The organism is Pseudomonas sp. c313 (assembly GCF_055407145.1).
Genome location: NZ_JBUZRD010000003.1, coordinates 342,591 through 359,742 on the forward strand (window position 1 = coordinate 342,591; position 17,152 = coordinate 359,742).

At 60.6% G+C, this 17,152-nt stretch carries 11 protein-coding genes and 1 pseudogene; 5 read left to right on the forward strand and 7 right to left on the reverse strand.

Annotated elements, in window-relative coordinates; all coding sequences use genetic code 11:
- Positions 1-73: 73 nt before the first annotated feature.
- Both ACZRKZ_RS11080 and ACZRKZ_RS11085 read left to right on the forward strand, forming a co-directional pair.
- A pseudogene (locus ACZRKZ_RS11080) lies at positions 74-235 on the forward strand (signal peptide prediction); the annotation flags it as partial.
- Positions 236-441: 206 nt separating this feature from the next.
- Complete coding sequence (locus tag ACZRKZ_RS11085; RefSeq protein WP_463981611.1) at positions 442-2,778, forward strand: putative bifunctional diguanylate cyclase/phosphodiesterase; 2,337 nt, start codon at positions 442-444, stop codon at positions 2,776-2,778.
- Between the two features lie 88 nt (positions 2,779-2,866).
- Here the strand turns inward: ACZRKZ_RS11085 and ACZRKZ_RS11090 are convergent, their stop codons facing one another.
- Together ACZRKZ_RS11090 and ACZRKZ_RS11095 are read right to left on the reverse strand one after the other, a co-directional pair.
- On the reverse strand, positions 2,867-5,278 hold the full coding sequence (locus ACZRKZ_RS11090) for a glucose/quinate/shikimate family membrane-bound PQQ-dependent dehydrogenase (protein WP_463981612.1): 2,412 nt from the start codon (positions 5,276-5,278) through the stop codon (positions 2,867-2,869).
- A gap of 411 nt (positions 5,279-5,689) precedes the next feature.
- Positions 5,690-7,720: a TonB-dependent receptor gene (locus tag ACZRKZ_RS11095; protein WP_463981613.1), complete on the reverse strand. Its 2,031-nt coding sequence runs from the start codon at positions 7,718-7,720 to the stop codon at positions 5,690-5,692.
- A 220-nt stretch (positions 7,721-7,940) separates the two neighbouring features.
- On the opposite strand from ACZRKZ_RS11095, the gene ACZRKZ_RS11100 reads away from it, so the two are divergent.
- Positions 7,941-8,174 carry a VF530 family protein gene (locus tag ACZRKZ_RS11100; protein ID WP_149411012.1) on the forward strand — a complete coding sequence of 78 codons (234 nt, stop codon included), beginning with the start codon at positions 7,941-7,943 and terminating at the stop codon, positions 8,172-8,174.
- Between the two features lie 4 nt (positions 8,175-8,178).
- Positions 8,179-8,817: a Pr6Pr family membrane protein gene (locus ACZRKZ_RS11105; protein ID WP_463981614.1), complete on the forward strand. Its 639-nt coding sequence runs from the start codon at positions 8,179-8,181 to the stop codon at positions 8,815-8,817.
- Positions 8,818-8,881: 64 nt separating this feature from the next.
- Here the strand turns inward: ACZRKZ_RS11105 and ACZRKZ_RS11110 are convergent, their stop codons facing one another.
- The 3 genes from ACZRKZ_RS11110 to ACZRKZ_RS11120 all read right to left on the reverse strand — a co-directional run bounded on the left by ACZRKZ_RS11110 (position 8,882) and on the right by ACZRKZ_RS11120 (position 13,499).
- Positions 8,882-9,649, reverse strand: a complete 768-nt coding sequence (locus ACZRKZ_RS11110) for a siderophore-interacting protein (RefSeq protein WP_463981615.1) — start codon at positions 9,647-9,649, stop codon at positions 8,882-8,884.
- Positions 9,646-10,218, reverse strand: coding sequence for a PadR family transcriptional regulator (locus ACZRKZ_RS11115; RefSeq protein ID WP_463967075.1), 573 nt, complete (start codon positions 10,216-10,218; stop codon positions 9,646-9,648). Before ACZRKZ_RS11115 ends, ACZRKZ_RS11110 begins: the two co-directional genes overlap by 4 nt.
- 191 nt (positions 10,219-10,409) lie before the next feature.
- Positions 10,410-13,499, reverse strand: a complete 3,090-nt coding sequence (locus ACZRKZ_RS11120; protein ID WP_463981616.1) for a transglycosylase domain-containing protein — start codon at positions 13,497-13,499, stop codon at positions 10,410-10,412.
- A 499-nt stretch (positions 13,500-13,998) separates the two neighbouring features.
- Here ACZRKZ_RS11120 and ACZRKZ_RS11125 point away from each other — a divergent pair, with 499 nt between their 5' ends.
- Complete coding sequence (locus tag ACZRKZ_RS11125) at positions 13,999-15,420, forward strand: amino acid permease (RefSeq protein WP_463967073.1); 1,422 nt, start codon at positions 13,999-14,001, stop codon at positions 15,418-15,420.
- 64 nt (positions 15,421-15,484) lie between these two features.
- On the opposite strand, the gene ACZRKZ_RS11130 is transcribed toward ACZRKZ_RS11125, so the two are convergent.
- The gene (locus ACZRKZ_RS11130) at positions 15,485-16,609 is read right to left on the reverse strand and encodes an OpgC family protein (RefSeq protein ID WP_463981617.1); all 1,125 of its coding nucleotides are present in this window, start codon (positions 16,607-16,609) and stop codon (positions 15,485-15,487) included.
- Between the two features lie 229 nt (positions 16,610-16,838).
- A complete protein-coding gene (locus ACZRKZ_RS11135) occupies positions 16,839-17,123 on the reverse strand; it encodes an antibiotic biosynthesis monooxygenase (RefSeq protein ID WP_133099731.1) in 285 nt (94 codons plus the stop codon).
- Positions 17,124-17,152: the final 29 nt, after the last annotated feature.

Below are 17,152 nucleotides of genomic sequence, written 5' to 3' on the forward strand. Positions count from 1 at the left end.
CAGGTCAGCAGTGGTTTCAATGGTGGGGCGTTGTTAGCAACAAATTGCATGAATTGAGCAGCGCTGAATGGGGCTACTGGGCAGCGATGGTTTGCCGCTGATCGACGTCGGTGATGTGCGTGACGGAGGTTCCTACGAACAGCGCATGGGGCATATCGCGGTGTGGAACTCGGTGATGGATGAACACAACTACCTGGTGCGGTGCTGGGGCGATTTCATGCGGGTGTGGATGTAAGCAGACAGCGATCTGTCGCCAAATTAATGACAGTAAAACTCCCGTGTTTATTAGGTTTACTTCTGCTCGCTGACAGCTAATCTGGACCGACCCAATGTTCTTAATGAAAAGACATTTACTTGGCGGCAGGTCTGAATTCGCGAGGGACGCGTATGACGAAGGGACGTTTCGGCTGGAGGGGACAGGCGCTGCCAGAGGAGAAGCGGATGAGGTGGCGCCACTCGTTTCAGACACGACTTGCCGCGGTGTTGGCCTTGCTGCTGTTGGTGGTGGTGGGTGCGGTGTATTTCGCGGTGAAGGCGGCCACCACTAGCGCCCTGGAAAACCAGGCTCAGGTGCAACTGGAAACCGGCAGCCGAGTGTTCGAACGCCTGCTGGACCTGCGCGGGCGCCGTCTTCAATACGGCCTGGACTGGCTCACGGTAGATGCGCAATTTCGCCAGGCTGTCGCCGAGGGCCGTACGGCTGACATCGTTGCTGCACTGCAGCGCCATGGCCCCGGCATCCACGCCAGCGAGGTGTTTGTGCTTGGGCTCGATGGGCAAGTCATCGTCAGTACCCTGCAAGGCGTTCCCCAGGGGCAGGCCTTTCCCTTTACCGATGCGTTGCGCCGGGCGCGGCGCAGCTCCCTGCAAATGTTGATCGTTGCCCTGGCCGATCAACCTTATCTGCTGGTCCAGGAAGAAGTCGTCGATTCACTGCCCATCGCCCGCGTAGTCATGGGCTTTGCCATGGACGAGATTTTTGCCAGTGAACTGCGCTCCATGAGCAATCTGGAAGTGTCGTTCATGGCCATGCAGAACGACCAGCCCGGTAGGCTGTTCAGTACTCAGCCAGCGGCCGACCGGGCAAGGATCATCAGCACGCTGCAAGGTTCACGGATCAACCCGATGGCGCAGATGAGCCTGTTTCACGGCCAGCGCTTTCTCAGCCAAACCTTGTCATTGGCCAATACCGGTGACGGCGGGCAGGTGATGGTGCTGCTGCAAAGCCCCCTGGACCACGCGTTGCAATCCTTCGCACCCCTTGATCGGCAATTTCTCGGCATCGCGCTGGCGGCGTTGCTGGTGTCACTGGCGTGGGCGCTGTTCATGGCACGGCGGGTGTCGCGCCCGCTCAATGTGCTGGTACAAGCTGCCGAACGCATCGGCGCTGGCGACTATCATTCGCCAGTGGCAGTGCGCAGTAACGATGAGTTTGGCCTGCTGGCCCGGGCCTTCAACGCCATGCAAAGTGGCATCGCCGTGCGCGAACGACAGTTGGCCCACAACGCCTTGCACGACCCGCTGACCGGCCTGCCCAACCGCGCGCTGGCCATGGAGCGCCTGGGCAGCGCCATCAGCGCCCGGCGGCCGGTGGTGTTGCTGTACCTGGGCATTGAAAACTATCGGGTGATCAACGAGGGATTTGGCCCACAGGGTGTCGAAGAAATGATGCGCGAAGCCAGCCGCTGCCTGCTGTCGAGCCTGTCGGCCAGCGATACGGCGGCGCGGATCACCAGCAGCGAATTCTTGCTGTTGCTGGAAAACACCGAGATCGACCGCGCCGTGGCTCGGGCCGACCGGTTGTACGGACTGTTGACGGAGCCGCAGCGCATTGGTGACGATGAGCTCAGGCATGAAGTGAGTATCGGCATCGCCGCTTATCCTGCTGATGGCCAGCAGGTCGAGGAACTAATCAGCCGCGCGGCCATTGCTCGCCACGATGCGGCGGCATTGCCTGGCCACTTGCAGATCTACCAACAGGACCGCGACTTGGCCCATCAGCGCCAGATCAGCCTGATCCGCGACCTGCGCCGGGCGGTGGTCGAGCGCGAACTGTTCCTGTGTTATCAGCCCAAGCTCGACTTGAACCACGGCCATGTGCGCCAGGCCGAAGCGTTATTGCGCTGGCAGCACCCGACCCTGGGCCTGGTCTCGCCCGCTGAGTTCATTCCCCTCGCTGAGCGCACCGGCAGCATGTCCAGCCTGACCCACTGGGTGATCGAAGAGGCCATTCGCCAACTGGCCGAGTGGGACCATCGGGGCCTGCAGGTGCAGTTGTCGGTGAATATCTCGGTGGATGACCTGGCGGATGACGGCCTGGCGCTGCGCGTCACCGATTTGCTGGGGCAGTACTCGGTATTGGCCGAGCAACTGATTTTCGAAATTACCGAAAGCGCGATCATGCACAACCCGGAGCAGGCGCTGCGGGTTCTGGAGCAACTGCGTGGTTGTGGTATCAGCCTGTCGGTGGACGACTTCGGCACCGGCTACTCGTCCCTGGCTCAACTGCAACGCTTGCCGGTGCAGGAACTGAAAATCGACCAGTCCTTCGTGCGTAACCTGGACAGCACCAGCGGTGATGGGGTAATCGTGCGCTCGACCATCGAGATGAGCCATAACCTGGGGCTCAAGGTGGTGGCCGAAGGGGTGGAGTTCGAGCCCAGCCTGAAACTGCTCAGGCAATGGAAGTGCGACACCGCCCAGGGCTACTTGATCAGCCGCCCGTTGAATGCCATGGCGTTTGAGATGTGGATGCGCCGCGAGCACATGCAGGTGTAACGGCACACAATCGACCTAGGGGGTAGGGCAAGCACAAAAAAAGGCGGCTACCCTGAGGTAGCCACCTTTGTTTTACCGCCTGTCACGCTTAATCCGGCAGTTTAAACGCCATCACATAGTCACCCTGCTTGGTGCCCAGGGAACCGTGACCGCCGGCCATGACCAGCACGTATTGCTTGCCGTCCTTGCCGGTGTAGGTCATCGGTGTGGTTTGGGCGCCTGCTGGCAGGCGACCTTCCCACAACTGCTTGCCGTTCTTCACGTCATAGGCACGCAGGTACTGGTCGAGGGTACCGCTGAGGAAGGCTACGCCACCGGCAGTGGTGAAAGGCCCGCCCAGGCTTGGCACGCCCATGGTCAACGGGATCGGAACCGGCGAGCTGTCACGCACGGTGCCGTTCTTGTGCATCCAGATGGTTTTGTGAGTGGTCAGGTCGACCGCCGCCACATAACCCCAGGCCGGCGCTTGGCACGGCAGGCCCATCGGCGACAGCATCGCTTCCAGAACTACACCATACGGAGTGCCTTTGTTTGGCTGTACGCCTTCGGTTTCGCTGATCCGTGGACCCTGGGCGGCGATTTTTTCCGCCGGGATCATGGTCGACTTGAACGCCATGTAGCTTGGGTTGACGAAGGCGATCTGACGCACGGGGTCAACCGAGATGCCGCCCCAGTCGAACACGCCAAAGTTGCCTGGATAAACGATCGAGCCTTGCAGCGACGGCGGAGTAAACGGGCCATCGTAGCGCAGGGACTTGAAGTCGATCCGGCAGAGCATTTGGTCGAACGGGGTCACGCCCCACATGTCACGTTCCTTGAGGGGCGGTGGCATGAAGTTCAGGTCCGACTTGGGTTGGGTCGGTGAGGTGTGATCGCCAGCCACCGCGCCTTGTGGCACAGGGATTTCATTGATCGGCACCACTGGCTCGCCGGTCGCACGGTCCAGCACGTAGATGCTGCCTTGCTTGGTCGAGGTCATGACGGCTTGTTTCACGCCCGCTGCGGTCTTGATGTCGATCAGGCTTGGCTGGCCGCCCACGTCCATGTCCCACAGGTCATGGTGCGTGAACTGGTAGTGCCAGCGCACGTGGCCGGTGTCGATGTCCAGGGCGGTGAGGCCAGCGGCATGCAGTTCCGAGGCTGGAGTGCGATAGCCACCGAACTGATCCGGGGTCTGGTTGCCCATTGGCAGGTAGAGCATGCCGAGCTTTTCATCGACTGCGAACATCGACCACATGTTGGGCGAGTTGCGGGTGTAGGTTTTGCCTTCGGCAATCGGCGTGGTGTCGTCCGGGTTGCCGCTGTCCCAGTTCCACACCAGCTTGCCGGTGTGTACGTCGAACGCGCGGATCACGCCGCTTGGCTCGTCGATGGAAACGTTGTCGGTGACGTGACCGCCAATCACCACCAGGTTTTTGGTGACCGCAGGTGGCGAGGTGGAGTAGTAACCACCGGGTGCGAAGGTGCCGATGTTGGCGCCCAGGTCGACCTGGCCCTTGTCGCCGAAGTCTTCGCACATCTTGCCGGTGTCGGCGTTCAGGGCGATCAGGCGGGTGTCGGCGGTCGGCAGGAAGATGCGGCGCGGGCAAGCGTTGGCGGTCGGCGCAGCAGCGTCGGTAGCCGGGCTTTGCTCGGTGGCGGCGTAGGCGGCGTCATCGTGATACGACACGCCACGGCAGGTCATGTGCGCCCAACCCTTGAAGTTCTCGGCTTTTTGCGTCGAGAGCTTCGGATCGAAACGCCAGATTTCCTTGCCGGTGTCTGGATCAAGGGCAATCACCTGGCTGTGGGGCGTGCACACGTAGAGCATGCCGTTGACTTTCAGCGGGGTGTTTTCCGCGGTGGTTTCACCGGGATCACCAGGGCCAGGAAGATCGCCGGTGCGATAGGTCCAGGCTGGTACCAGCTTGTGAGCGTTTTGCGGAGTGATCTGCGCCAGCGGCGAGTAACGGTCACCGAAGGCCGAGCGGCCGTAGGAGTTCCAGTCGCCATCGGGTTGGGTCGGCGCGGCGTTGGCCATGCCCGGTACCGCATCACGGTCCAGTTGGCCTTTGATTTCACCAGGGTTGGTGAATTGGCTGGCCAAGGCGGCGGCGGCGGCCAACACCACGGCCACGCTCAGCGCGCCGGTGCCCAGCGGGGCCGTTTGGCCACGCAGCAATGGGCGACGGAACCACGGCAGCAGCATGACGATGCCCAGTGCAAACAACAGGGCCAGGCGCGGCACCAATTGCCACCAGTCCAGGCCGACTTCCCATAGCGCCCAGACGGTGCTGGCAAACAGCACCAGTGCGTACAGGCCCAGAGCGGCGCGACGGGTGGCCAGCAGCAGGATGCCGGTCAGGGTGAGGCCGATACCGGCCAGCAGGTAGTACAGCGACCCGCCGAGCAGACTCAGCTTGATACCCCCGGCCAGCATGGCCAGGCCCATTATCAGCAGCAAGATCCCCAGCAGCCTGGGTAGCAGGCGGCTTGGACTCGAAGCACCATCAGCGCTCATATATTTGTTCTCCGTGACATTCAAATGTTTCAAGTTTTGTAGTCTCGTGCATGTTCACTGTAGATGACGATTCAGCACGGGCTTGGTTCAGCTTTAAAAGCTCTGTTCGGTTTTTTTCTCGAAAAAGCGCGCAAAACACTGCTCGCGGGTTATTCGATGGCGCTCTGTCTTTGAAAGACAGCGCTGTCCAGGGGCTGGATACATCGCTCAGGGGCGACATCGAAAGGGATAAACCGCGTTCAGAAAGGTGGAGAAGGGTGATGAAACGTTTCAGTTTGTTGCCGGCAAGGATAAAGCGCCTGCTCTGGGAGAGAAAGGGGCATTCGCAAGATGGATCGTTTCGGATTTGGTAACAGTGAGGTGAAAGGTTGACTTTGTGGCGAGCGGGCAAGCCCGCTCGCCACAATGGATTTAGAAGGTAGTCCGCACACCGAACTCGACACTACGTCCTGGCGCTGGCGCAATATCGCGCAGGATTGAGCTGGCATAACGCACGGTCTGGTTGGTCAGGTTTTCGCCGTTGACGAAGGCCAGCCACTGGCTACCACCGACATTGAAGCGATAGCCGGCGCTGGCACCCAGGGTGGTGTAGCCGTCGGTGCCGCTTTCGTTGTCGGGCACCCGGCCTTGGCCTGCGGCGTGTTCGATGTCGATCCGTGCCTGCCAGCGGTCCAGTTCCCATAGCAGGCCGCTGTTCAAGCGCAATGGAGCAATGCGCGGCAAGGCTTCGCCGGTATCGAGGTTGGTGGCGCGGGTGTAGTCACCCGACAGTTCCAGGGCGAACTTGCCGTAGGCACCTTCGCCCAGCTTCCAGTGATCCTGGGCTTCAAAACCGGCGAAACGGGCGCGCACGCCGGAGTATTTGTACTCAGGGATGCCGCCAGCGTCTTCCTCGCCTTCGTCGTTCAAGGTCCGCCCACTGCCCAGCAAGCCGATGTAGTTGGAGAAGCGGCTATAGAACACCCCGAAGCTGCCCTTGTGGGGGCCGTTGTCAAAGCGCAGGGCCAGGTCGCTGGAGACGGCTTTTTCTTTCGACAGGTTGGCGTCGCCCACTTCATACGTGCCGGTGGCGACGTGGGCACCGTTGGCATACAGCTCGTAGAAGGTCGGGGCGCGTTCGGTGTAGCTCAGGGTGGCGGCCAGGGACCAGATCGGCGTTAGGGTATACACCGCGCCGGACGACAGGCTGCCGGCGGTGAAACTGTTGGAACTGTCGGCATTGGCGAAGCGCTCGTTGCCTTTGCCGTCCGGGTCGACCGTGGTGTGTTCCAGCCGCCCACCCAGGCTCAGTTTCAGACGTTCGGTGGCCTGCATTTCTTCGAGGATAAACAGCGCGCCGGCATTGGTGTCGGTTTGCGGTACGAAGGCTTCTTCGCCCAGCGCGGAAAACTCATTGCGAGTGACCTGGGCGCCAATCACCCCGTTGAACGGTCCGATGGGCAGGTGCCGCGCCTCGATCCGCGCCTCATAACCCTTGTTCTTGAAGGTGGTGCCGGTTTCGCCGCCTTCGATTTCCCGATGTTCGTAGTCGGTGTAACCGGCATCGAGTTTCACCGAGGTGAAGGGGCCTTGCAGGTTACGGATCTCGGACGCGAAGGCGTAGTGATCCTGCTTCATGCGGATGCGCACGTCTTGTTCGGCGGGCGAGCCGTAGTTGCTGTCGTAGTTGCTGTAGGAAAGCCCAGCGTAACCATCGTCCCACGTGTAGGAACCGCCGAGCGCACCGCCGTCCTGACGCCCGTCGCTGTTGCCCAGCCGGCCGCGCTTGCCATCACCATCATTACTTGGCGCTGCGTGGCGGCTGCGAGCGTAGCCTGGGATTTTCAGGTCGTTGAATTGCCGGGAGTTGGCGTCCAGGTGCAAGGCGAAGCTGCCGTTGCCGGCTTCCAGCTTGCCGGCGCTGCTGCGGGTGGTGTCGGCGCCGCCGTAGCGCAATTCACCGGCGCCGTGGATGCCTTCGATGGCTTCGGTGGGGATGCGGTTGTCGAAGGTGTTGACCACGCCACCGATGGCACTGCCACCGTAGAGCAGGGCGGCCGGGCCACGGACAATTTCGATGCGCTCGACGTTGACCGGGTCCAGCGGTACAGCGTGGTCATAGGACAGCGACGAGGCATCCAGCGCGCCAACGCCGTTGCGCAGGATGCGAATGCGGTCACCGTCCTGGCCCCGAATGATCGGACGGCTGGCGCCCGGGCCGAAGTAGGACGACGACACGCCGGGCTGCTTGTTCAGGGTTTCACCGAGGCTGCCTTTTTGTTGCAGGGCCAGGTCGTCGCCTTCCAGCACGGTGGTGGGCGAGGCGAGTTGTTCGCTGCCCAGCGGGTTGCCGGTGATGACTTGAGGTTGCAGCTCCAAGGCGTGGGCTTCGCTGCTGATCAACAGCGCGGCAGCTACGGGGGTAAGGCGCCACAGCAATGGACGGGGAGATGAGCGAGACATCGGTTATTCCTTGGCAAGCGGCGCACATACGCACGCCCTGAGTCGAAAAGAGAAGGCTGAAGACGGTAATCTTGATAATTGTAGTTACAATATAACATTACTTTTTTCTCTGGGATGGGGAACTTTTTTCAAGGGCTATAGTGAAGGCATCGCTTCCACCGGCATCGCCCCTCGGCTAAGGTGCGCGGCTTCATTCTTGAATTCTTGGCAAAGGCCCGGCATGACTGCGCAAAATAACGACCCCCTGCACGGCGTCACCCTGGAACAGGTTCTCACCGCACTGGTGACTCACTATCAATGGGAAGGGCTGGCCGAGCGCATCAACATCCGCTGTTTTTCCAGCGACCCGAGCATCAAGTCGAGCCTATCGTTTTTGCGCAAGACGCCATGGGCGCGGGAGAAGGTCGAAGGGCTGTACGTCAAGCTGATGCGCACCAAACGTCCGCAGGATTGATAGCATGAGTGGCAGGTTGTCTGGCTATGTGACAGTGGCGGCACTCACCGGCTGGACGGGCCTGGTGATTCAGCAGTACCTGATTTTTTATTCCCGTTGGACTTCAGACGCCAGCTTGCTGGGCGGCCTGGTCAACTTCTTCAGCTTCTTCACTGTGCTGACCAACATCCTGGCGGTGGTGGTCTTGAGTTATGCACGGGTGAATCATCCTTCAGCCGGTCGACGGTTTTTCCTGCAGCCTGTGGTGAGCAGCGCGATAGCAGTGAGCATCGTTGTGGTGGGTTTGGCCTACAACCTGTTGCTGCGACACTTGTGGCACCCGCAGGGTTTTCAGTTCATCGCCGACGAGTTGCTGCACGACGTAATGCCCCTACTGTTTCTTGGCTATTGGTGGTTCGGCGTGCCCAAGGGCACGTTGCGCCTCAAACACATTGGCCTGTGGGTGATCTACCCCCTGGTGTACTTTGCTTACGCGCTACTGCGCGGGCATTTGCTGGGGCAGTATCAGTACCCGTTCATTGATGTGGATACCCTGGGTTATCCACAGGTGGTTGTGAATGCCGGGGCGATATTGCTGGGGTTTGTGATGATTGCCTTGGCGATAGTCGGGCTGGACAGGGTCGTCAAATCACCGCAGGGCTAATGTGGCAGGTTTGCCAGTTGCCACCTCTATTTGATCTTCATTGTGGTTGAGTCCGGGTTACGCTTTATCCGTCTTGGCTGCTGTCGGCACGCCAGTACCCGACGGCCTTGACGAACGAGTCATCGAGCTTGTGCTCATCGAGCAGCACCCGGCGAACTTGCCGCGACAGCTTGGTTTCGGTCGCCACCCAGGCATACAACGATCCGTCCGGTACGCGCAATTGCTGGACGGTGGCGAGCAAGTTGTCCACACCGCGTAGAACCCAGATCACCTCCACATCCGCAGCACTCTCCAGTGTTTGTCGTTCAGCCGCATTGGCCACTTCAATTACCGCCAACACGTTACGCCCAGCCGGTAATTCCTCCAGGCGCCGGGCAATGGCCGGCAGTGCGGTTTCATCGCCGATCAGCAGGTAGCTGTCGAAGATGTCCGGCACGATCATCGAGCCTCGGGGCCCGCCGATGTACAGGTGTTGGCCGACCGCTGCCTGCTCGGCCCAGGTCGATGCGGGGCCATCACCGTGCAAGACGAAGTCGATGTCCAGTTCGCCAATGGCCAGGTCGAACCGTCGCGGGGTGTAGTCGCGCATGGCCGGTTGTGGCCCGTCGCCCTTGATACTGAAGGTCGGGCTTTGCAGCGCCGCGTACTCGGCGGCGGTCTGCGGGAACAGCAGCTTGATGTGATCATCACTGCCCAGGCTGACAAATCCTGCCAGTTGCTCACCGCCGAGGGTAATCCTGCGCATGCGCGGGGTGATGTCGACCACCCGCAGCACGTCCAGGCGACGGCGTTTTATCTCGTGGGTGACGCGGTGAATGACGGGCGTGCTCATGTATTTTCCCCCTGTACAGGTTGGACGGCCGGGCCGTCGACGATGGCGTGGGCGGTGCCGTTGAGCAGGCCCGCGACGCGGGTGATTTCTTGCGCGCTCCAGCGCCCGTGATGCAGTTGCAGGGCATGGCGCAGGTTGTGTACCGCCTCGTGAATTTCCGGCGGCCGGTCATGGCCGCGTAGCGAACGCTTGCTGACATCGATGCGCATGCGTACGCCGTCCAGTGCAACGGCTTGTTCACTTAAAGAAAGACGTCCGGCGTCGGTGATTGTGTAGCGTTTTTTCCCGCCATCGACGTCGCCGGTGATCAATTCGCTTTCTTCCAGGAACGTCAGGGTTGGGTAGATCACCCCTGGGCTGGGGCTGTAGGCGCCGTCGAACAAACCTTCAATCTGGCGGATCAGGTCGTAGCCGTGGCACGGCTGCTCGGCGATCAGCGCTAGCAACAGTAGTTTCAAATCCCCCGGTGCGAAGACCCGTGGGCCACGGCCACCGCGTTCGCGGCCGGGGCGTTTCTCGAAGCCGTCGCGGCCGTCACCGGGTTCACGGTGGGAATGAGGGTCTCTCATGGTCATGCTCTCTGCGTATTAGTTAGACATAACTTAAGATATATCTTATAGGCTGAGCAAGATCCATTCCGACGAACGGTTTTCCAACAGTGTCGAGCCAGGTACGGTGATTAGATTGTCCGCAAACGCCAATAACTATTGAATAGAGTAACTATTGTTCCAGGACGAGAGTGCCTTCACTTTTGTTATGTTCAAGGCGCCTGACACGCGGTGTGCTCGCCAGGTTGCAGGTAAGGCATCAGGAGGGGCGCCATGCCCTTGAGTACCTGTACAGGCAGTGCCGAGGTGAACGTGAAGGTTTGTGCCGAGCTGCCTGGCACAAACGCCGTCAGGGTGCCGAAGTGCTGCTCGCCGATGTAGAACACGAAGGTGGCGGTGCGATTGATGGACTTGGAACTGAGAATGCGTCCACCGGCACCGATGGCTTCGATGCGGTTGTCACCTGTGCCGGTTTTACCGCCCATGGTCAGGGGCGTGCCATCCGCCAGTTTGAAACTGCCGGAAACCCGTTTTGCGGTACCGGCGTCCACCACTTGCGATAGCGCTGCGCGCAAGGCGCTGGCGACTTCGCTGGGCATCACCCGTTTACTGCGGTTGGAGTCATTGATCAAGCGCGTTTCATAGGGAGTGCCTGCAGCAAAATGCAGGCTGTCGATGCGCAGTGTCGGCTCGCGCACGCCATCGTTGAGGATAACACCCACCAGTTCCGCCAGGGCGGCCGGGCGATCACCCGAGCTGCCAATCGCGGTGGCGAGGGACGGCACCAGGTGGTCGAAGGGGTAGCCGACGGCCTGCCAGCGTTGATGAATATCGAGAAACGCTTCGATCTCCAGCATGGTGCGGATACGACTGTCCCGGGCGCTTTTGTGCCGGCTCTTGAACAGCCAGCCATAGACTTCCTGACGCTCATACTCGCTGGCGGCGACGGCCTGGGTGAAGGTGGCGTCGGGGTTGTTCAACAAGTAGCCGAGCAGCCACAAGTCCAGGGGATGGACCTTGGCGATGTAGCCTTGGTCCGGCAGGTCGTAGGCACCGGGGCCGTAGTTTTGATAGAGCTTTTCCAGGCGCTCATCGGTGAGTTTTTCCGGGGCCTTGGTGCTGGTCAAATGGGCCCGGACAAAACTGTTGAAACTCTTTTGGCTGGCCTGGGGCAGCAGGTAGCGGTGCACGGCGGCCAGGCGGATGGCGGTGGGGTGCAGGCTGTCGAGGAAGGTGTCGAGCCGGGCCTGGGTGTCCTTGTTGCGGTACTTTTTCCAGAAGCGCAGCAGGAACGAGGTGCCTTCGCGGTCGGCAAATTTCGCCAGGTATTCCTGACGACGCGGGTCGCTGTCGTCCTTGAGCAATTGGGCGCTGCTGCCCGGTGCCTGGTAGGTGCTGTAGCGCACCAGGTCGCGCATCAGGCGAATGAAGGGCAGGTTGATCGATTCGCGCAGTGCTTCACGCAGGGTAGGGTTACGGCCGTTGTCTTCGTTGCGAAAGTTATGGAAGCGATGCAAGCCGCCACCGGTGAAAAAGCTTTCGCCGGGGCTGGCGGAGTATTGCCGGTCGAGGGCCGCGTCGAGCATTAGCGGCAGGCTTTGATCGGTGTTTTGCGCCAGGTAATCCAGGGCCCAGCGGGACAGGCGATCCTGGTCGCCGACCTCGACTTTCTGCAACGCGGCAGGCGTTTGGCCGGCATAGCGGTCGTGCAGTTCGCTGATGATTTGCAGGTAGGTAGTCAGCACCCGCAGCTTGGCGGTGGAGCCCAACTCCAGCTTGCTGCCTTCGTTGATGTCAAAGGGCTGGTCGGTGCTGTCGGTCTGCACCCGTACACGGGCGCCGTCGGCTGTCATCTCGTACAAGGTGAAGCTGTAGCGTACCTGGGCGGTGCTGGCGGGGGTCAGCAGGCGCGGGCCGAGCAGGCCCAGTTGGCCAGCGAAGGCTGGGTCGGCCAGGTGCTTGAGGTAGGCGGTGGCCTGGGTTTGCAGGTCACTTTGCAGGGTGCTGGTGGCGGACAGGTCAAGGCGGTCCAGGTCGTACAGAGGCCGCTTGAGCAGCGCGGCCAGGCGGCTGCGGGCGACGCTGATGCCCTTGTTGGTTTCGATGGGTTGGATCGTGGGCTGTTGCTGCCAGTCGCGGTAACTTACTTTGCTGGCCAGGGCAGCAGCAGACAGCGCCGGGTCGATCACGCTGTTTTGCGCCAACAGGCGGATATGGCTGTCGGTGAGCTCGGCCAGCTCCGCGCGGCCCTTGGACAAATAGTAGGAGGGCCGGCGCTGAGCGATCATCAGCGATAACACTTCACGCAGGGCCAGGGCTTTTTGCGTCAGGTTTTTTGGGTCTGTGCTGGTCAGGAGGGCATTGCTCTGGTTGAAGTCGGCGCCGTACCAGACACGTAGCCCTTCGGCCATGCCATGGACCTCGCCGTGGCCCGGAACGGCGGACAGCGGCACGCTATTGAGGTAGTCGCGCACGATGTTCTGCCGCGCCTGCAAGGTGTCCGGGCCGTCCTGATAGGTGCGCACGCTGGCGGAAATCATCTGGCGAATTTTCTCGCCACCGGACAGGGTCAAGCCATCAGGGGAGTGGCGGTACTTTTCCAATTGTGTGGCCAGGGTACTGCCGCCTGCCGTCTGGCCCGGCAGATGCAGCAGCTTGGCCACCTGGGACCAGGCCGCCCTGGCAAAGCGAGGCCAATCCACGGCGGGGTTGGCCTGGGGCTGGGCGGGGTCCAGCAGGTCACGGTTTTCGATAAACAGCAGGCTGTTGACTACCACCTGCGGGATGGCCGCGAAGGTCGGGTAAAACTGTTGGGGATAACTGAAACGGTACAGCGGTTCGGCGCGGCAATCAGTGATCGACAGGCCGGCCTGGATTTTTTCGGGGTAAGGCACAAACAGGCCGTGACGGGTGTAGTCCATCAGGGCCTTGGAAAAGCGGGCCTGGCTCTGTATCACATAGTCGCGCTTGAGCAGGCGCGGCAAAAAATCACCTAGCGCGCTGTAGCCCAGGCGCTGGTCGAAGGGGCCGGCACCGGGGTAGATAATGGCATCGCTGGGGCCGGGTTGCAGGTCGTGCGTCAAGTTCGCCGCGACACGACTGAACTCACGGGCTTGCCACTTGGACGTACGCATTTCCCGAGAGGCAGCGAAACCTAGGGCGATCAACCCGATCACCAGCAACAGCCATACCAGTCGCCACCCAAGCCGCCACTTGCGGGGGCTTTGTGGCAATGGCTGTTCATCCGTGCTGTCGGTTGGCACCGCAGTCTTGGTCGAACCGGTTTGCCATAAAGCGCCCATAGTCGATTGATCCATTCACGCAGATTGATCGGACTTGCCTGAAGCTTAGACGGTGGTGGGCATGTAGGAAGGATTTGTGTAGTAAGTGAGATTTTGTGGCGAGCGGGCAAGCCCGCTCGCCACAACAACTCGGTGACTGGCTACAGAAGGTCCGTCCTAGAGCCTTCTTTCAGGTAAATACATCGAAGGTAGGGGCATGACGGTGCACCATTGCTGTGCAATACTCGCCGCCGTTTATTGAGGGTGATTCCTGCATCCTCCAGGCGATGACCCTTCGCATAAGGGGATTTTGCCGAGAGTTCTAGCTGAATTTTACTATTTATAGAGTGAAAAGCCCTGCTCATGGCTTTTTATACTGCACGCCCGCTGAGCTGGCCGGTTTACTCGGCCAGGCAAGTTCGCCCAAAAGGTGAGCCTGGCAGGAAGGCGTCATGGCGACCTGCTGTGACGTCGAACGCTCGGTGATTCATATCCAATAACAAAATGAGGTTGTACTCTTATGCCCGCTGGCAATCACCTGCCCCACGGCGAGACCGCTTCGGGCGGCCCGCTTAAACGCGAATTGGGCGAACGGCATATTCGCCTGATGGCGCTCGGCGCCTGTATCGGTGTCGGCCTGTTTCTCGGATCGGCCAAGGCCATCGAAATGGCCGGCCCGGCGATCATGCTGTCTTACATCATTGGTGGCCTGGCCATCCTGGTGATCATGCGCGCTCTCGGCGAGATGGCCGTGCATAACCCGGTCGCCGGCTCGTTCAGTCGTTATGCCCAGGATTACCTCGGCCCGCTGGCGGGCTTTCTCACCGGCTGGAACTACTGGTTCCTGTGGCTGGTGACCTGTGTCGCGGAGATCACTGCGGTGGCCGTGTACATGGGCGTCTGGTTCCCCGATGTGCCGCGCTGGATCTGGGCCCTGGCGGCTCTGATCAGTATGGGCACCATCAACCTGATCGCGGTCAAGGCCTTTGGTGAGTTCGAATTCTGGTTCGCCCTGATCAAGATCGTCACCATCATTGCCATGGTCATCGGCGGCATTGGGGTGATCGCCTTCGGTTTCGGCAACGATGGCGTGGCGCTGGGGATTTCCAACCTGTGGGCCCACGGCGGCTTCATGCCCAATGGTGTGCAGGGCGTGCTGATGTCCCTGCAAATGGTGATGTTTGCCTATCTGGGCGTAGAGATGATCGGCCTGACCGCCGGTGAAGCGAAGAACCCACAGAAGACCATTCCCAATGCCATCGGCTCGGTGTTCTGGCGCATCCTGTTGTTCTACGTGGGGGCGTTGTTCGTGATTCTGTCGATCTACCCGTGGAATGAAATCGGCACCCAGGGCAGTCCGTTCGTGATGACGTTCGAGCGCCTGGGTATCAAGACCGCCGCAGGCATCATCAACTTCGTGGTGATCACTGCTGCTCTGTCGTCCTGCAATGGCGGGATCTTCAGCACCGGGCGCATGCTCTACAGCCTGGCGCAGAACGGCCAGGCTCCGGCAACGTTCGGCACCACTTCCAGCAATGGCGTACCGCGCCGTGCGTTGCTGTTGTCGATTGCGGCCTTGTTGCTGGGCGTGCTGCTCAACTACCTGGTACCGGAAAAAGTCTTCGTATGGGTCACCGCCATCGCTACTTTTGGCGCGATCTGGACTTGGGCGATGATCCTCCTGGCCCAGCTCAAGTTCCGCCAAGGCCTGAGCCCGGCTGAACGAGCTGCCTTGAAGTACCGCATGTGGCTGTACCCGTTCAGCTCCTGGCTGGCGCTGGCGTTCCTGGTATTGGTGGTGGGCCTGATGGCGTACTTCCCGGACACCCGTGTTGCGCTGTATGTGGGCCCGGCGTTCCTGGTGCTGCTGACGGTGCTGTTCTACGCGTTCAAGCTGCAACCGATCAACGCCACCCAAGGCGCGGTGCGTTCAGCGTCCTGACCCACACGTGAGTCACAAAAAAGCCCCGGTCAGATGATCGGGGCTTTTGTTTTTACGGCGATGATCAGGCCGTTGTGGCCCGTGCCGGTTGCGTCAAACGCTTGTTCAAGTCCAACCAGGCGCCGAGCACGGCCATCAAACCGGCACCTACCAGCGCGGTGAATATCTGCATGGCGAAGGCATCGCCGGTCATGGCGTTGACCATATCTGCCAAAGGCGCCAGCAACACACCCAGGCAAAACACTTCCAGAGAGTAGCGTCCCATCCGGCTGGTTTGTTGCGCCAGCCAGTTTTGCGTCCACTCGCGACCGGGCAGCAGCTTGGCGGTGACGTAGGCCAGGGCCAGGAAGTGCAGCAGGCGCACTGGCGACAGATCGGTCTTGCTGATGGGATACAACACGTCGCTCAACACGCTTGGCATGAGTGCGTCGTGAATGTGCGGCCAGCGCCAGGAGACAGTGATGATCCCGGCCACCACTACGTAGCTGGCCGCAGTGATAAACAATGGCTGACGCGACAGTGGGCGGCTTTGCGGCAAGCGTGGCCGCTGCCCGTGAATCGCCGCAGCGCCGCCGAGCACAAACAGCAACTGCCAGGTGACCGGGTTGAAGTACCACACGCCGTCGGCAATCGCCGCCAGGTTCCAGCCAAGCCGTGGCGCCAGCAGGTACACCGCCAGCGACACCGCCACCACCGCCCAGGTCTTGCGCACCAGCAATGGCAACACCAGTGGCAGGCCAGCCAGCAGCACGATATAGAGCGGTAACGGGTCCATGAGATTGGGTTTGAAACGCAGCAGCAACTCATCCGTCAGGGCTTGCTGAGGGTTGGTGATGAAGTGGGTCAGGCCCATTTCCTGGACCAGGTCGCGGGTTTCTACATGGCTGTTGGCAAAGAACACGATGCCCATCAGCATCGCCAGCAGGAAGATGTGCACCACGTACAGCACCCAGGCGCGCCGAAGAATTTTCACGCAGGCGATCCAATAGCCTTCGCGCTGAAGGATCTTGCCGTAGGCCAGCACTGCCGCGTAGCCGGCGAGGAACACGAAGATTTCCGCCGCATCGCTGAAACCGAAGTTACGCAGGGTGATTTGACCGAGGGGGTTGTGGGGGACGTGATCCCAGAAAATGAAGATCAACGCCAGGCCCCGAAAAAAGTCGATGCGCGGGTCGCGTCCGTTAAGCATGGCTGCGGGCTCTTGAATAGATGGTTTAGTAATGACAAACGGACGGCGGCGATCGCTCACACCGCACGTCGGGCGCAGGTTGGCGCTATTTATAAGCAATTGCAAAGCTTAGGTTTTACGGGATGTCTCATTGCTCCGACTAAACATCGATGATCACCAGCGTACTGTGGCTGCCCGCTAGGAATAACCGGGACGTGCAATAACCGGGTTCAGCGGGAAGTGGGTGTTGTTAGAAAGCGTCCATCAGCAGCACTCGGCAGGGCTTGGCCTGATAGGCATTGATCTGCGGCACCAGTCGGGTGAAATGCTCAGTCTGGCAGTGGGCGTCCAGCGCGGCCTGGTCGGGCCATTGCTCGATAAAGATAAAGTGCCCCGGATCTTTCTGGTCGACGAACAGATCGTAGGCAATGCACAGCGGCTCCAGGCGGGTTTTTTCCACTAGCTCCAGGTACCAGGGGCGCACGGTGTCGAGGTGTTCGGGTTTGATGAAGTCTTCGGCAATCACTTTCAACATGGGTCAGTTCTTTGGGAGGCGCCGTTTCC

Excerpts from the sequence above, each read along its gene's own strand:
- ACZRKZ_RS11085 (WP_463981611.1), top strand. The coding sequence starts at position 442 with ATGAGGTGGCGCCACTCGTTTCAGACACGACTTGCCGCGGTGTTGGCC.
- ACZRKZ_RS11090 (WP_463981612.1), bottom strand. The coding sequence starts at position 5,278 with ATGAGCGCTGATGGTGCTTCGAGTCCAAGCCGCCTGCTACCCAGGCTG.
- ACZRKZ_RS11095 (WP_463981613.1), bottom strand. The coding sequence starts at position 7,720 with ATGTCTCGCTCATCTCCCCGTCCATTGCTGTGGCGCCTTACCCCCGTA.
- ACZRKZ_RS11100 (WP_149411012.1), top strand. The coding sequence starts at position 7,941 with ATGACTGCGCAAAATAACGACCCCCTGCACGGCGTCACCCTGGAACAG.
- ACZRKZ_RS11105 (WP_463981614.1), top strand. The coding sequence starts at position 8,179 with ATGAGTGGCAGGTTGTCTGGCTATGTGACAGTGGCGGCACTCACCGGC.
- ACZRKZ_RS11110 (WP_463981615.1), bottom strand. The coding sequence starts at position 9,649 with ATGAGCACGCCCGTCATTCACCGCGTCACCCACGAGATAAAACGCCGT.
- ACZRKZ_RS11115 (WP_463967075.1), bottom strand. The coding sequence starts at position 10,218 with ATGAGAGACCCTCATTCCCACCGTGAACCCGGTGACGGCCGCGACGGC.
- ACZRKZ_RS11120 (WP_463981616.1), bottom strand. The coding sequence starts at position 13,499 with ATGGGCGCTTTATGGCAAACCGGTTCGACCAAGACTGCGGTGCCAACC.
- ACZRKZ_RS11125 (WP_463967073.1), top strand. The coding sequence starts at position 13,999 with ATGCCCGCTGGCAATCACCTGCCCCACGGCGAGACCGCTTCGGGCGGC.
- ACZRKZ_RS11130 (WP_463981617.1), bottom strand. The coding sequence starts at position 16,609 with ATGCTTAACGGACGCGACCCGCGCATCGACTTTTTTCGGGGCCTGGCG.
- ACZRKZ_RS11135 (WP_133099731.1), bottom strand. The coding sequence starts at position 17,123 with ATGTTGAAAGTGATTGCCGAAGACTTCATCAAACCCGAACACCTCGAC.